This is a genomic window from Pantoea sp. AG1095 (genome assembly GCF_003208415.1).
Classification (GTDB): domain Bacteria; phylum Pseudomonadota; class Gammaproteobacteria; order Enterobacterales; family Enterobacteriaceae; genus Pantoea; species Pantoea leporis.
This window is the reverse complement of sequence record NZ_QKMJ01000004.1, coordinates 103,521-119,490: the sequence shown is the minus strand read 5'-3', so window position 1 is coordinate 119,490 and position 15,970 is coordinate 103,521. Positions and strand designations below refer to the sequence as shown.

Here is a 15,970-nt window from a genome sequence, read left to right as displayed (position 1 = left end):
AAAACTCTCGTAGGGTCGCCATTAATGGCGTAATGCTTGTCAGTCAAGCAAGAATTTTGCTTTGAACAGGTAGCGGGCTCTGACACATCTGCTGCGTCACGGGCCGTCCTCACGCCGCTTACGCGGTACCTTCGGCTTCAACGTTGTGCCAAACGGACCGTTCGCGGATCGGCCGTCCTGGCCGGCCCCGAACTGCCTCACGCATCCCTGCGTGAGGCTCCTGGCCCAACGTAAAAGCCTCAGCGCTGCGGATAGCCCTTTTGCCGCAGCAGACGCGCCAGCGCCTTTAGCAAATGTGCCCTTTCTAAAAACACGCACAGAAGTTTAAGCAGGCCGGGGCCACTTTTGGGCAGGCAATCCGCAGCGCTGAACGCAGCGAGGAAGCCAGGAGAGCCCGCAGGACGCGGGCGAAAGGCGGAGCCGGGACAGGACGTCCCGTCTCCGCTGGTCCGTCAGGCAGACGAGCAAAGTGAAGGTACCGCGCTAGCGGCGCGAGGACCGCCGGACCAAAAGTGGTCCCGGTCTGCGCACTCGTCGTTGGCTTAACTGACAAGCATTACGCCATTTGTGGCGACCCTACGGTGACCGAACGGGCGATATTAAGGTTTAGTTACCCACACATCGTAAACGCTTTCTGGCATCTGCTTATAGCTGCGGAAACCGTAGCCGTGCACGTAGCTGGCGGTGGCTAACTGATCTTCCGGTTCGTAGAGCGGCACTGCCAATGCCAGTTGCGGTAATGCGACCTGCTGCAGTTGGCTGTAGAAATCGCGGCGTTTCTTAAGATCCAGCGTGCTGGCGGCTTTATCCAGCAAGCCATTGATCTTCTCATCGTTGACGCGGCTATAGTTAATTGCGCCGCCCTGAGCGATCGGACGATAGTGGTTTTCGATATCCACGCCATCGGTTGGCGTGTTGGAGTTAGCGATGGTGCCGAACTTACCGCTTTTACGCACATCGGCATAAGTACCAGAATCAACGTAGTTCAGCTTGAGATCCACGCCAAGACGCTGACGCGCCTGCGCCTGAATCGCCTGCAGCAGCACATCGCGCTGGTCGCGCACCGTTGCCTGTGCCTGAATCAGCTCAATGCGCAGACGCTGGCCATCTTTGGTGCGGAAGCCTTCACCATCACGGGTTTTCCAGCCCGCTTCATCCAGCAGCTTGTTGGCCGCATCCGGATTGTTGCCGTATTTGCCCTCTAGCTCTTTGTTGTAAAGCGGATCGATGGGCGACGTGATGCCCCACGCGCGGGTGCGTTCGCCGCGATACACCGACTTCAGCAGCGGATCGATATCCAACCCTTTTAGTAATGCCTGACGCACTTTCACATCCTGCGTCGGGCCATATTCCACGTTGAGGAACAGAGAATATGGCGTACCGGTGTTCAACGCATGCTGATAGGTAAAGTCGGGATTGTCTTTGAACTCACCGGCATCGTTACCGGAAATGCCTTCAATGGCATCAACCTGACCAGACAGCAGCGCGCCAGTGCGCACCGAAGATTCCGGCAGGAAGCGATAGGTCACGCGATCGAGATACGCTGGTCCCTGATGCTGCGCGGTGGCTGGCGCCCAGTTGTATTTCGGGTTTTTAACGTAGGTCACCTGCTGGCCTTTCTCATAGCTTTCGAGAATAAACGGCCCGGTGCCCGCCAGATCTTTGCCGCCCGATTTCAGCTGTGGAGATTTCCAGCTGGCCGGCGCCAGAATCTGCAAGCCCGCAGCGAAGGACAGAAACGGTGAGTAGACCTCTTTCAGGGTGATCACCACCGTGTGATCGTCCGGCGTTTCAATCTTCTCAATATGCGAACCCATCAGGCACAAACTGGTGCCGGCGCAGTATTGCGCGACCTGAGTTTGACGGAAGTTATCTGCCACCGCGTTGGCATCAAACTTCTCGCCGTTAGAGAAGGTGACGTCCTGACGCAGATTAAAGCGGATCACTTTACCATCCTGGCTGGCTTCATAACTCTGCGCCAGCCACGGCACAAAGCTGCCATCTGGGCGGCGCGCCAGCAGCGATTCCCAGAAGTTACGCAGCGTGATTTCCGCTTTGTCCTGACCGTTAAGCTGCGGGTTAAAAGTGGTCGGCTCGGTTTCAACACCGACCGTCAGGCTGCCGCCGCTTACCGGTTGGTCGGCGGCCACGGCGTTAATCGTGCTTCCCAGGAGGCTAAAACCTAATGCCAATGCTATTGAAGTGAATTTCATAGTGTCCTTGGTAATTGCAGGTAAATATTATGTAAGGCCTTAATCTGGCCTGTATTAATTTCCGCTGAATTATTAAAACCCGGACAAATAAATGTAAAACGACAATAGTGGCAATCGATTTGTTGAATTTGGCAATTCACCAGTCAGCGAAAAAACAGATTATCGTGACAGGCTCGCCGGTAGTGGAGGCACACCCGATAAACCGCGTAATCCGTACTCGACCATGGCCATATAGACCGCAAAATAATCCAGCGCCATGTGCATAAAGGAGAGATGCAAAATGAGCGTATTACTGGTTCTATTCAGCGTCAGCAACCCGGCTGCTTCAGCGTCCTGCAGGCAGCGTTTAATGTGCGAACGCGAAACCCCACATTTCACTGACGCTTTCAGGTAGTTGTACTCAATAACAGTGGTTTTTTGTTGCAGACTCTCGATGTACAGATCCATCAACAGCATGTGCCCGGCATCCCTGAAAATGAAGGCTTTACTCTCTGGCACCATATCGAACAAGTAAACATGCTTGAGCGTGATTTCAGCGTAATTTTTGAAGTATTCCGCATGAAAGTTTTCCATTTTCAGGCAAGCCGAAACATCGAAATCGTCGTACAACATACCGTAAGGAATCATCATGGTATTAATTAAAGCCCGCGTTTCATCCAGCGCTTTGCGGGTCACCGTGTAGGTTAACTTTCGTTTATCCTGCGCGTCCTTTTTAACTTCCATACGCCCACCGACCCGAATAAAGAGCAGAAAGGAATCAATAGTGTTGTCGCTAATCAGACCGGTTTTTTTACAAAAGTCTTTTACATCACGCAGCGTTGGGTTTGCTGAGGTGAAGGCGTACGCCATGATGGCCGAGCCAATAATAAAGCGATTAGCTTTGAAAATGACTTTAAAATAGAGCGGCTTAGTCAGATACAGTCTGAACAACAGTTTGTAATGCTTCTGCATAACTAATGAGATGTTGTCATTTGACTTAATCTCGGCTGCGCGTTTGTGAATTAATGCTGTGAGTTGCTGTTTGCTTTTCATATTGCTGTGTGGTGTGCCTGGTTATCAATTATAAAATTTTTAGAAAATCACTCTCATGCTCCTGGATTTATTTAAATCCTGTTGAGAGGCGGTTGATGATGCTTTATGGAGGTATTATTTCTGAGGTTAATATTTTAAGATTAACATGGGTCTTTTTGCCCTTCTGGGCACGATCTTACCATCAATGGACTATTTTATGTAAAGCTTGATTTATTCTGAGCTGACATGCCCGTTTCTAAGCCTGAAAATTGATCTTTGTTTTTACAATTATTTCATTAAGTTAGGTCGCGATATTTCCTCAAGTATTCCCTTTGTAGCACGGCTTAAAAAAATTAACCACAAAAATGGACAGTGACTTAACAAAGCCCCTATGAGAACTTTCTTAACGCACGGTTATTCCACTTGGTTAAGTGAGACTGGTTTATAGCTAGTCCGATTCACACAGGGAATATCCGACAGATTTTTGATGGAATTTATAAGGATTTATCATGGACGACTCACCGCATAAGACACTGCGTCACGGCCTTTCAATGGCTATTTTAAGCCATAACACTCTGGTGAAAAAACTCGCTTACCAACTGATTCTAATGGGTTTTATTTCCATGCCAGCGGCATGGGCGAATATGAGTGTCTATCCGATGGAAGTCACCCTAAATAATCAGGGTGCGGCACAGGTGCAGACATTATCGCAAAGCGGTGAAGCGCAGTTTATTCGCGTCAGCATCAAGCGAATTGAGCGCCCTGCAACACCGTTTGAAAAAGAAATATTGGTTGAAGATGCCGTTTCGCCATCGCTTATCGCCACTCCGGATAAATTCGCGCTGGCTTCCGGTTCACAACGCATTATTCGGCTGATTTCATTACAACCGCCAGAAAAAGAGACTGCCTGGCGCGTTTACTTCGAGGCCGTGGCTGCCCCGGATGAATTGAAAGATAAATCGCCGCAGAATAATAACATCAGCAACCAGGTCGGCATCAATTTAGTCTGGGGCGTGCTGGTACATATTCCGCCGCGTAATGCCAGATTATCGCTCACACAATCAGCATCAGGCGAAGTCAAAAACGCTGGCACGGTTCGCGTAGTGATTCGTGAGGTCGCGGTTTGCTCAAAACAACATAGCAGCAGCAGCTGTCAGTGGAAAAAAGAACACGCCACGGTTTATCCGGATGAGACATTGCGTTTTAAAGCCTGGAGTTCGGCAGAATTAGCCGCTGCCCAGGAAGTCAGAATAAAACATGTTGATCTCAATACGCGGAATATCGCCGAGTACGTTATCGGACACTGATCAACACGTATTAAAGGAATAACAACCTGTTTGTTATAAAGCAGTTCATTACCCATGAGACGGTCATTTACGGCCAGTACAAGGATTTTCACGGAGCTACAAATGCAAAAATTAATCAAACCACTAGTCATCGCTGCTGCGTTAACGGCTGTATTTAATGCACAGGCGGTGCAGAAAGATATTACGGTGAATGCGAATGTTGATTCGACGGTGGATATGACGCAGGCGGACGGAACCGCATTACCCGGCACCATTAATATGCAATATATTCCGGGCCGTGGTTTATCTACCTATTCTCTGGACACCAAAATCTGGTCGAACTCGCAAACTGCCAATATCAACGTTGCGCTGGTGAGTGCCGCTCAGCTTAACAATACCGTTACCGGTACAGCGGTACCTTTGACCGTCACGCTGGGTGCGGATTTAAAACCGATCACCACCACGAACACGGCCCTGACTTACGCCTCGCTGTTCCCGGCGGGCACCGCAAACGGTTCGTCAATATTGCCACTGAAAATTTCGCAGACCACGCCGGGCGTGCTGGCAACCGGCACCTATTCCGGCGTTGTGAGCCTGTTAATTACGCAGGCCACCACGCAGAGCTAATTTGTCGGCATTGACTGATCAATTATTTCGGGGGGCCGCTCGGCCCCCTTATTATTCTTTTTCAGCAGGATGCTGTAATGAAGGTCAATATTCACGTCGCTTTAATAGCCTCTTTCATTACCCTGATCCCTTCTCTCGCTCCTCGTGCTGCCACGCAGGTTCCGCCTGGTTTCGAATCGCTGGTCACCGGCCAGACTCTGTGGGTCAACCTTTCTGTTTACGGGCAATCGCTTGGCTTGTTTGAAGCTTCTGTTTCGCTGGATAGCGTCAGGTTCTTTAAACCGCATCAGGTTGCGCGGGCGGTGATGCAGCATTATCAAAAGGATCCGCAGCAGGAAAAGCGCTTAGACCATCTCATCAGTGAACCTTTGGCACGCAACGGTAATAAGGCATGCAGCAGCAACGGCGGCGCAGCGGGCTGTGACTATCTGGAGACCGATTCCCTCGCGCTGATCTATGACGAAAATAATGCCAAAGTGGCGCTGTTTCTCGGCCCGGAATTTGTGCCGCTTGCGGCTGACAACGCATCGCCCTATTACCAGCAGACCGCCGAAACGGAAGCGGCGTTTATTCATCAGCAGAATATTAACTTCGTCACCAACCGCGATGACCAGACGTTATCGCTGCAGGGGGCGGGCGCGCTAGGATTCACTGAAAACAGCTATGCCGGAATTGACTGGGACTATCTGGCGCAAAAATACCAGCAGCAAAGTCATCAGGAAGTGCGTTTTAACAACGTGTTTCTGCGCCGCGATCTCGGCAAACGCTATTATGTGCAGGCCGGACGCATGGATTCGCGCGATATCTTCAGCAACGCCGGCGGCAACATTACCTTAAGCCAACTGCCGCTCAGCACCATCGAAGGTGCGCGCATCGGTTCGACGCTCGCCTGGATGAACCGCGCACAGGCGGCGCAAGGCACGCCGGTCACTGTCTTTATTACGCGCCCGTCGCGTATTGATGCTTATCGCGGGCAGCAACTGCTTGGCACCTTTTACCTCAATGCCGGCACGCAAAATCTTGATACCAGCGCCTTTCCCAATGGTAGCTACAGCGTGACGCTACGTATCTATGAAGATAATCAGTTGTCGCGTACCCAACAGGTTCCTTTTAGCCGCACCGGTAATGCCACCAGCCAGAACATTGAATGGTTTGTGCAAGGCGGCTCCATTCCCGATCGCGAGATGCAGGGCAACGGCGCTGCGTCGCAATCGGGTGCCGATCGCCGTGTGATGCAGGCGGGCATCAAAGTGCCTGTGATGCAAGACGTTGCGCTGACCGGCGGTGTCGCCGTGACCAACCGCAACCGCTTTATTGAAAGCGCAATCGACTGGAGCCACGGATTTGATAATCCGCTGCTCGACGGCATCCTCACTACCCGCTTTAGCTACCTGAAAGGCAGCGAAGGTTCGCGCGGCAATATCCAGCAGGTCGCTTATAACGACGGATTCTCCCTCAGTTTCTACCGCAGCGCCCTGTATGCGCAGGATTGCTACAGCAACAACGGTGGGCAATACGGTTTTAGCGGGTGTTATCAGAGCAGCAGCCTGATGTTCAGCGTGCCGGTGAAAAGCTGGTATCTGAATGCCGGTTACAGCGCCAGCAAGAACGAGGGCCGCAATGTACTTCCGGTGCAGTGGGATGATAACGGCGTCGTGCCGCAGTGGGCGCGCCGCAACATCTACAGTAAAACGCAGACCACCACCTGGCAGGCTGGCCTGGGGCGCGGCTTCAGCGTCAACGGACTCAATATTAATACCAGCGCCAATCTCTTTACCCGCACCAGCAGCAGCGGAACTCAGCGCGACAACGGTGGCTTCCTCTCCGTCTCACTCTCGCGCGTCAGCACGCCAACCATCGATTCACGTTCGAGCTACAGTTCGCTCGGCATGACCTACCAAACCGATCGCAACAACAAGGATCAGGTTGGCTATAACGTGGCGCAAAACTGGTATTTCGATGCGCAGAATCAGCAGGAGATCGGCGTGAACCTTAACGGTAATCAGGAAAATACTTTGAATGCTTCCGTTTACGGCAAAACTGCGGGTGAATACGGCAGCGGCAGCCTGGCATTCAGCTCTGCGTCGTCCGGTTCATCCGCTCAGCGCTTCAGCAGCAGCGGCAGCTACAACTCCTCATTGGCGGTAGCACGTTCCGGCCTCTATTGGGGCAAATGGGGCAACGGCCTGCCCGGGGCGGCGGTGGGCGTGCATGTGGCAAGCAGCGATGAAAGCCGCGACACACGCGTGGATGTCTCCGTTGATGGCGCGGGCAGCGCCAGCCTGCATGGCACCGGCCGCACTTTATTCAGCGTACCGGCTTACACCCAGAGCGCGATCAGCATCAACGATTCCATCGAATCCACCGACGGTATGCGCAGTGAAATCACCCAGGGTGCCGGACGACGCACGCTGTTTATCGCGCCGGGCCGCATGCTGGTGAGCAAAGTGAATATTGTTTCGCGCTACACCTGGCTTGGCAGGCTGATGATCAACCAACAGCTTCCACTGGAAGGCGCCACGCCGCTGAATGTCGCCAGCTGGTCCGGTTTAGGCCAGGGCGGATTCAGCGCTGAGACCGATCACCGCATAAAAAATCTGTACATGGTGCGCGGCATGCAGATGTACCGCTGTGAAATGAAGGTGAAAAGCACCCATGACGTAGTGCGCTATGTCGGCGACAGCGACTGCAAACCCATCGAGCTGGCTTCAGTGCCGCAGGATGTGCAGCAACGAGCAAAAATGCTGATTGTCACCCGCCAGGCGGATGAGGTTCCGCTGGCACGCACCGCGCCTTCTTCGCAGCAACAACAATAGGGATTTTGGATGAAAAGTAGATTTCTTAGCGCGCTGACGCTGTTGGCCCTCGTCGCGGGCATGCAGGTGCAGGCCGCCATGCTCACGCCTTCAGGGCGCAATACCAGCGTTGCCGTAACCTTTGACCGCATGTCAGTACCGGCGCAATTGCCGATCTGGACCAATGAAAATGGCGGTTACGATACCAATGACGCACCAAAATGGGGCCGCAATACGCTGGTTTGCCAGTCGCGCACCAGCAATCAATATGGTGCCTGCCTGACATTACCTGTCTGGCTGGAAGCGTCGCCGTCACCCTATCCCGTGCCGCTGTTGTTTACCGAAAGCAGCACCAAACAGACGTTGGTACTGAATGTCTATCTCACCAAAAGACGCTCGCTGAATAATGTGGTGGTGGCGACCAATCTGGTGCCGATGAATGCCTTTGGCGGGGCCGTCACGCCACGTGGCGATGGCACCGATTATTCGGCCTATCTTCCCTCTTCCGAGCTGAGTAAATTCCCATCGGCGGGCACCTGGAGCGCGACGCTGAAAATGTCGCTGATGCAGTGGCCAGTGACGTCCTGCACCGGAAATTCGCAAAACGTAAACGTGGGTTGTACCAATGTGACGAAAATGGGTGACTGGATCGCCAACATGACCTTTAAGGTGACAGATTACGGCAACCAGCAGATCTATCTGCCGGAGTTTGGCAATGCGGCCGCCACTGTGGATCTCGGTTTAAAAACCTTCCCCGGTGGGCGCGCCACTACCACCGTCAGCGGCAGCCGTTCGCTGGATATGTGCCTGTACGACGGCAATAATTCTGACAGCAACCGGGTTAGCCTATTGTTTCAGGACGAAGGTGCAGCCGCGCCCGGCCGGGGAACGGGGTTGTTTTCGCTATATCGCACAGGCGCGGATAAAACTCTGGCGCAAAATCGCCTCGATTATGCGATTGAAGTAATCAACCCGCTGACCAAAGCGCGTCAGGTAGTTGAGAACGGCAGTGAGATTATCTGGAGTGGCACCAACAGAGGTGTGTTGCGACGGGTTGTGTTACCGGGACAGAGCAATTCAGTGCTGTGCGTTCCTGCGCCGATGCAGCTTGTTACACCCGCCTTCACGTTATCGTCAAAAACAGCGGGCCGTTATCAGGGGACGTTGAGAATTATTTATACCCCGACGACGCAATAATGGCGCGGGCGGTGATGTTATAAAAACTGCAATTACCGAGCGCACACACTGTAGCGGCGCAATTTATTGCGCGATAAATCGCGCCGCTAAGGAATGTGCAATGATTTGATGCGATTATTATATTATCAGCATTAGGCAATCGATTGGTGGTTTAAAAGTTATTAGTAAAACGCTGGTAGAGATGCAGGCTGTTTTTCAGATTGAGTTTTTTAACGATTTTATTCTGATGGCTATAGAGCGTTTTTTTATTTATTCCGGTTATTTTCGCCACATCTTCAATCGATTCGTAAGTGAATAAGCATCGCAGAAAGTTAAACTCTTTCCTGGTTAAATGATTATTTAATCCGGGAGTCGTCATTAGCTGGTCGCTTTTGTGCTGGCACAGCATCATTGCCAGCTTAGTACTAATGGTACCGGTTGAAGATTTTTTATCGATAAAACAATCGGCTGCGATGGCATGGCTGCTGTAGTTAATCTTGTTTTTCACTGAATCCGAAAAGAAAATCAGCGTCGCGTTCAAGGTGATTTTCAGTCTGGTCAGATAATCTATCTGAGCCAGCGCCGTGCGGAAATTTTCTGGCAGATCAAAAATAATGATTGGTGAAAGAGTGGCGGTTTTTTCCCTGTCACGCATCAGCGTCTTCATTTCTCGAAGCGTATTACAGCAAGTGATACTTGAATGTTCCAGCAGCGCAATTAAGCCCTGCTGGTGGTAGCAAGACTGATCCAGATAAATGACATCCATGATTAATTTCCGATAAATATCCCTGATTCTGCGAATACTATCGGCTTCCTGGCGGAAATTAACTGTCCATTTTTGGTGCTAAATGACTCACGCGGTCGACAGGTCGATTTAAAAGTAGGCCGGGTACAAAGTGTTACCTCTGTGCCCGGTCTGATTTCATACTAAAGCTTAGGCGCGCGCGGCAATGATGCTCTCAGCCACGTTGCGGGGTGCTTCCGCATAGTGCGCAAACTCCATGCTGTAAGTGGCGCGGCCTTGCGACATCGATCGTAGCGTGGTGGCGTAGCCAAACATCTCGGACAGCGGCACTTCGGCGCGAATAATGCGCGCACCAAAGCGTTCATCCATGCCTTGCAGCGTACCGCGCCGCGCCGACAAATCGCCCATCACGCCACCGGCATACTCTTCCGGCGTTTCCACTTCCACCTGCATCAGCGGTTCGAGGATCACCGGATCGGCCAGTTTCGCGGCGGCTTTAAAGCCAAAGATCGCCGCCATACGGAATGCCATTTCCGATGAATCGACATCGTGGTACGAACCAAACGTCAGCGTGGCTTTGATGTCCACCACCGGATAACCGGCCAGCACGCCGCTGTTCAGCGCTTCACGAATCCCCTTCTCCACCGAAGGAATGAACTCGCGCGGTACTACGCCGCCTTTGGTGGCGTCTTCAAAGGCAAATCCGGCCCCCGCCTGCTGCGGTTCCAGCGTCAGCACCACATGGCCGTACTGACCTTTACCGCCCGACTGGCGCACAAACTTACCTTCCACTTCACGCACCGTTTTACGAATGGTTTCGCGATAGGTAACCTGCGGCCGACCGATGTTGGCTTCCACGCCAAACTCGCGCTTCATGCGATCCACGATAATCTCCAGATGCAGCTCGCCCATGCCGGAAATAATCGTCTGGCCCGATTCCTCATCGGTGTGCAGACGGAACGACGGATCTTCGGCCGCCAGCCGCTGCAGCGCCAGGCCCATTTTCTCCTGATCGCTCTTGGTTTTCGGCTCAATTGACAGCGAAATCACCGGATCGGGAAACTCCATGCGCTCCAGCGTGATCACCGCATGGGGATCGCACAGCGTTTCGCCGGTGGTGACCTCTTTCAAACCCACGCAGGCGGCGATATCACCGGCACGAATCTCTTCGATCTCAATACGGTCATTGGCCTGCATCTGTACGATGCGACCGATACGCTCTTTGCGTCCTTTCACCGCGTTCCACACGCTGTCGCCTTTACGCAGCACGCCGGAATAGACGCGCACAAAAGTCAGCTGGCCCACGTAAGGATCGCTCATCAGCTTGAACGCCAGCGCCGAGAACGGCTCGCTGTCATCCGCATGACGTTCATCGTGTTCGCCCTGCTCGTTGACGCCGCTCACCGCCGGTACGTCGAGCGGCGAAGGCATCAGCTCAATCACCGCGTCGAGCATGCGCTGTACGCCTTTGTTTTTGAACGCGCTGCCGCACAGCATCGGCTGGATTTCACCAAGCAAGGTGCGCTGACGCAATCCGGCAACCACCTCCTCTTCACAGAGATCGCCCTGCTCCAGATAGCGATCCATCAGTGCTTCGCTGGCTTCTGCCGCCGCTGCCACCATGTTCTCGCGCCACTCAGCAGCGAGTGCATGCAACTCAGCAGGAATCGGCGCATAGCTAAAGCTCATGCCCTGGCTGGCGTCGTCCCAGTAAATTGCGCGCATTTTATTAAGATCGACCACGCCGCTGAAGTGCTCTTCCGCGCCGATAGGAATGACAATCGGCACCGGATTGGCGTGCAGGCGATCTTTCATCATCTGCACCACGCGGAAGAAGTCTGCGCCCTGACGGTCCATTTTATTGACGAAGGCGATGCGCGGCACATGATATTTGTTGGCCTGGCGCCACACAGTTTCAGACTGCGGCTGCACGCCGCCAACCGCGTCATACACCATCACCGCGCCATCGAGTACGCGCATTGAGCGCTCAACTTCAATGGTGAAATCGACGTGTCCGGGCGTATCGATGATGTTGATACGGTGCGGCGTAAAGCTGCCGTCCATGCCCGGCCAGAAGCAGCTCACCGCCGCCGAGGTAATGGTGATCCCACGCTCCTGCTCCTGCGCCATCCAGTCAGTGGTTGCCGCGCCATCGTGCACTTCACCTAACTTATGGCTCATTCCGGTGTAAAACAGGATGCGCTCGGTGGTGGTGGTTTTACCGGCATCGATGTGCGCGGAGATGCCGATGTTGCGATAACGTTCGATGGGGAGGGTTCGGGGCATGATGCGTCCTTAGTCATTCGACTCGTTCTGCGGCGCGCACCATTGCCCGCCGCTGCGCAACAGCCTAAACCTATTGTACGAGTAAATACGAACAGTTTGAGCCTTTTTTAAACATCGTTAAAATCTTGTAGGTGATTCAGCATTTACGGGCTGGAAAGCCGTCGCCGGTCACTTTAAGGTAAGACTTTCACTCTCAACGGGAAAATTGACCATGCGTATTCTGGTAGTCGGCGCCGGCGCCACCGGCGGCTATTTTGGTGCGCGTCTGGCGCAAGCAGGACGTGATGTGACTTTTCTGGTGCGCGAGCGCCGTTTTCAACAGTTGCAGCAAACCGGTCTGGTGCTGAAAACGCCCGGCGGCAGCGAAGTGATTCAGCCGCAGCTGGCGCAGGCCGGTTCGCTTGATGGCCATTACGATCTGATTATTTTGACGGTGAAAAGCTTCGCGCTGGATCAGGCGATGAATGACATCGCGCCCGCCGTCGGTCCGGACACGCTGATCATGCCGATCCTCAACGGCATGCGGCATTTCGATACGCTGCGCGCGCGTTTTGGCGACAAGGTGATTGGCGGCTTGTGCAAAATCAACGCCACACTGGGAGAAAATGGCGAAGTGATGCAGATGACACCGCTGCATATTCTCTATTACGGCGCGCTGGACGGTCACAACGATGCGCGTTTGCAGCGCGTGGATGAAGCGCTGCGCGTGGCGCAGTTTGATACGGTGTTTGCCGACAACATCATCAGCGAGCTGTGGGAAAAATGGTTGCTGCTCAGTACGCTGGGTGCGGTGTGTTGTATCGCGCGTGGCAATACGCAACAGGTGCTGACGTCACAAGGTGGCGAAGCGCTGCTGCAAGGCGTTTTTGGCGAAGTGTTGGCGGTGCTGAGTGCGGAAGGTTATCAGCAGCGTCCGGCGGTGACGGCGAAGATTTATGAGACGCTGAACAATCCTCAAGCGGCGATGACCTCGTCGATGTACCGCGATTTAACCCAGGGCTTTGAGATTGAGGCCGATCAGGTGATTGGCGATCTGCTGGTGCGCGGCGCACGCAGCGGCGTAGTGACGCCGTTGCTGAACGCGGTGTATGTCAATTTGCAGGTGTATGTGCAGAACCGATAACGTTGGTCGCCATTCATGGCGACCGAAACATCACAACCGTGACTGCACGCCGGGCAACTGCTTCAGGCGTTGCCAGCCGGCTTCCACCGCTTCTGGCACCTCGACGTGGCCGATGAAACCTTTTCCGCGCGGCCCGTAGCCGTTTTCATCGTCGCGCAGGCGCTGGATTTCACCCATCAGCAGCGACAGAAAACGCTCCATCGACCACAATCCTTGCGGCGGCGCGCCGATGATGCGCAGCATGCCCGCGTCCATCATCACCTGCGGCACAAATACCGGCCAGCTGATAAATTCCGGTGCATCCGCACGATCGCGCCATTGATAGCGGAAGGTTTCCCAGGTGCGACGCTGCATCAGCGGATCCTGCACCAGCAGCACGCGCTGCGGCTGCCAGCTGTGCTCATCCAGTAGCTTTTGGCTGAAGGCGGCGTTTTCCCCGCAGTTGCGTGAGGCGGTTTCCAGCAGTAGCAAATCGTCCGGCAGCGCGGCAAATACGCGGGCGACATCGCCCAGCAACTCGGCTTCGCTTTTGCCTTTGCTGTCGATTTGGCGATACAGCGGATGTGCGGCAAGCATCTCCACCAGCAGCGAGGTTGAGTGACCGGTGCCGCCGCTGATCAATAACGGCAGCTGATACTTTTTCGCCACGGCAATCACCGCTTCCACGTTCGGCAGGACCGCGTGACCAGCGAGAATGGCTAAATCGATGTCGAGCGTGCCATCTTGTGGCATCTGATCCAGCGCCAGCCAGGCCGCCAGGGTGTTGATATCCTGAATCTGATGGTTATTGAGCTGCATCCGGTTCTCCTCTTTTTACCTTTGGCAGTGTAGCGGCTTAAGTGCGTGTCGGCAGGGAAAAATTTGCTACACTCGCAGCTTAATCTTCAGGAGAGATTCATGACTGCGCGCTCCGTAACCCTCGACGATGTTGCTCATCTGGCTGGGGTTTCTTATCAAACCGTTTCCCGCGTCCTCAACCATTCCGAGCAGGTTTCGCCGCGCACCCGCGCCAAAGTAGAAGCCGCGATGCAGCAGCTCAACTATGTGCCGAATCGCGTGGCGCAGCAGCTGGCGGGCAAAAACACCCGCACGCTGGGTCTCGCCACCAGCGATTTAGCCTTGATGGCGCCCGCGCAGATCGCTTCGGCGATTCAGCAACGGGCGGCGGCGCAGGGTTATCATCTGGTGATCGCCATGGCGAATCCCGATAATGCGCCGCAGGATACAGTGAATGAACTGCTGGCGCAGCGCGTGGATGCGCTACTAATCAACCTGCCGCTCGATGCGGCGCAGGCTGCGCAGATTCAGCAACAGTGCGACAACAAGCCGGTGCTGTTTCTCGATGTGGAGCGCAGCGCTGAAGTGGCGCAATGCCAGTATCAGAGCGAATCCGGTGCGCAGCAGGCGGTTGATCATCTGGTGGCGCTCGGCCATCGCCAGATTGGCGTGTTAAATGGACCGGCAAGTTCTGCCTCGGCGCGCGCGCGTTTCGCCGCGTGGCAACAGGCGCTGGCGGCGCACCAGCTCAGGCCATTCTGCGTGCTGAGCGGTGACTGGAGCGCGGCATCGGGTTATCAGGCGCTGCAGGCGCAGTTGCCCAATACTCTGCCGCAGGCGCTGCTGGTGGCTAACGATCAAATGGCGCTCGGCGCGATGCGCGCGCTGCATCAGCATGGTGTGAAGATCCCGGCGGAGATTTCGCTGATTGGCTACGACGATACCGCGGAAAGCGCGTGGTATCAGCCGCCATTAACCACCGTGCGTCAGGATTTGCAGCAGTTGGGCGCGGTAAGCGTTGATCGCTTGCTGGCGCAGCTGGAAGGCGACGATGTGGCAGAGAAGACGCTGGAAACCGAGTTAGTGTTGCGGGAAACCACCGCGACGCCGCAGCAAGATGAGGTGGATGTGGCGGAGATTGCGCAGCAGTTGCAGGTGTTGGCGCGCAAGTTAAAGCGCACCTCATAAATAAGTTTAGGTGCGCAAATTTGCGCACCTGGTCGTAATTACCCGAGTGCGAGTTTTACGGCATCTTCTGCGTGGATCAAGGTGGTATCGAACAGCGGCACGCTGGCATCTTCCGCTTTTACCAGCAAGGTGATTTCGGTGCAGCCGAGAATAATCGCTTCTACGCCCTGCTCCACCAGCTCAGCAATAATCTTGCGGTATTGCGCACGAGATTCATCGCGGATCACGCCAAGACAGAGTTCCTGATAAATGATGTCGTGCACCACTTTACGACCGGCTGCATCGGGAACCAAAACGTCGATTTCCGACTGATTAAGTCGGCCTTTGTAGAATTCCTGCTCCATGGTGAACGCCGTTGCCAGCAATCCGACTTTTTTTACGCCCGCCTGACGAATGCGCTGCGCGGTGGCATCGGCGATATGCAGCAGCGGAATGCTGACCGCATCAGTGATCTGCTGCGCGACTTTGTGCATGGTGTTGGTACAGAGCACAATAAAATCCGCGCCGCCCTTTTCCAGACTGAGCGCCGCTTCTGCCAGGATTTCGCCCGCTTTTTGCCACTCGCCAGCGGCCTGTAGCTTTTCAATTTCGTGGAAATCGACGCTGTACATCAGGCTGCGCGCGGAGTGCAACCCCCCCAGCTGCTGTTTCACCTGCTCATTGATAATTCGGTAATAGAGCGCGGTGGATTCCCAGCTCATTCCGCCAATCAAACCGATCATTTTCATCTGCTTAACTCCGTT

12 protein-coding genes are annotated in these 15,970 nt (G+C 54.2%); 6 read left to right on the top strand and 6 right to left on the bottom strand.

What is annotated here, in order from left to right; all coding sequences use genetic code 11:
- Positions 1 to 599: 599 nt before the first annotated feature.
- Together DEU53_RS10985 and DEU53_RS10980 are read right to left on the bottom strand one after the other, a co-directional pair.
- The gene (locus tag DEU53_RS10985) at positions 600 to 2,213 is read right to left on the bottom strand and encodes an ABC transporter substrate-binding protein (RefSeq protein WP_110867070.1); all 1,614 of its coding nucleotides are present in this window, start codon (positions 2,211 to 2,213) and stop codon (positions 600 to 602) included.
- Positions 2,214 to 2,372: 159 nt separating this feature from the next.
- Positions 2,373 to 3,245: a hypothetical protein gene (locus DEU53_RS10980; protein WP_110867069.1), complete on the bottom strand. Its 873-nt coding sequence runs from the start codon at positions 3,243 to 3,245 to the stop codon at positions 2,373 to 2,375.
- Positions 3,246 to 3,733: 488 nt separating this feature from the next.
- Between DEU53_RS10980 and DEU53_RS10975 the strand changes: the two genes are divergently transcribed.
- The 4 genes from DEU53_RS10975 to DEU53_RS10960 all read left to right on the top strand — a co-directional run bounded on the left by DEU53_RS10975 (position 3,734) and on the right by DEU53_RS10960 (position 9,129).
- Positions 3,734 to 4,531 carry a fimbrial protein gene (locus tag DEU53_RS10975; RefSeq protein ID WP_110867068.1) on the top strand — a complete coding sequence of 266 codons (798 nt, stop codon included), beginning with the start codon at positions 3,734 to 3,736 and terminating at the stop codon, positions 4,529 to 4,531.
- Between the two features lie 102 nt (positions 4,532 to 4,633).
- The gene (locus DEU53_RS10970; RefSeq protein ID WP_110867067.1) at positions 4,634 to 5,137 is read left to right on the top strand and encodes a CS1 type fimbrial major subunit; all 504 of its coding nucleotides are present in this window, start codon (positions 4,634 to 4,636) and stop codon (positions 5,135 to 5,137) included.
- 77 nt (positions 5,138 to 5,214) lie between these two features.
- Complete coding sequence (locus DEU53_RS10965; RefSeq protein ID WP_110867066.1) at positions 5,215 to 7,953, top strand: TcfC E-set like domain-containing protein; 2,739 nt, start codon at positions 5,215 to 5,217, stop codon at positions 7,951 to 7,953.
- A gap of 9 nt (positions 7,954 to 7,962) precedes the next feature.
- On the top strand, positions 7,963 to 9,129 hold the full coding sequence (locus DEU53_RS10960) for a CfaE/CblD family pilus tip adhesin (protein ID WP_110867065.1): 1,167 nt from the start codon (positions 7,963 to 7,965) through the stop codon (positions 9,127 to 9,129).
- Positions 9,130 to 9,280: 151 nt separating this feature from the next.
- Here the strand turns inward: DEU53_RS10960 and DEU53_RS10955 are convergent, their stop codons facing one another.
- Positions 9,281 to 9,874 carry a LuxR C-terminal-related transcriptional regulator gene (locus DEU53_RS10955; protein WP_110867064.1) on the bottom strand — a complete coding sequence of 198 codons (594 nt, stop codon included), beginning with the start codon at positions 9,872 to 9,874 and terminating at the stop codon, positions 9,281 to 9,283.
- A 168-nt stretch (positions 9,875 to 10,042) separates the two neighbouring features.
- Complete coding sequence (gene fusA / locus DEU53_RS10950) at positions 10,043 to 12,139, bottom strand: elongation factor G (protein WP_110867063.1); 2,097 nt, start codon at positions 12,137 to 12,139, stop codon at positions 10,043 to 10,045.
- Between the two features lie 211 nt (positions 12,140 to 12,350).
- Between fusA and DEU53_RS10945 the strand changes: the two genes are divergently transcribed.
- Positions 12,351 to 13,262 carry a ketopantoate reductase family protein gene (locus tag DEU53_RS10945; protein ID WP_110867062.1) on the top strand — a complete coding sequence of 304 codons (912 nt, stop codon included), beginning with the start codon at positions 12,351 to 12,353 and terminating at the stop codon, positions 13,260 to 13,262.
- A 30-nt stretch (positions 13,263 to 13,292) separates the two neighbouring features.
- Here the strand turns inward: DEU53_RS10945 and DEU53_RS10940 are convergent, their stop codons facing one another.
- Positions 13,293 to 14,060: a YdcF family protein gene (locus DEU53_RS10940; RefSeq protein ID WP_110867061.1), complete on the bottom strand. Its 768-nt coding sequence runs from the start codon at positions 14,058 to 14,060 to the stop codon at positions 13,293 to 13,295.
- A 99-nt stretch (positions 14,061 to 14,159) separates the two neighbouring features.
- On the opposite strand from DEU53_RS10940, the gene DEU53_RS10935 reads away from it, so the two are divergent.
- Positions 14,160 to 15,227, top strand: a complete 1,068-nt coding sequence (locus DEU53_RS10935; RefSeq protein ID WP_110867060.1) for a LacI family DNA-binding transcriptional regulator — start codon at positions 14,160 to 14,162, stop codon at positions 15,225 to 15,227.
- Positions 15,228 to 15,265: 38 nt separating this feature from the next.
- On the opposite strand, the gene DEU53_RS10930 is transcribed toward DEU53_RS10935, so the two are convergent.
- The gene (locus DEU53_RS10930) at positions 15,266 to 15,955 is read right to left on the bottom strand and encodes an aspartate/glutamate racemase family protein (protein WP_110867059.1); all 690 of its coding nucleotides are present in this window, start codon (positions 15,953 to 15,955) and stop codon (positions 15,266 to 15,268) included.
- Between the last annotated feature and the right edge of the window lie 15 nt (positions 15,956 to 15,970).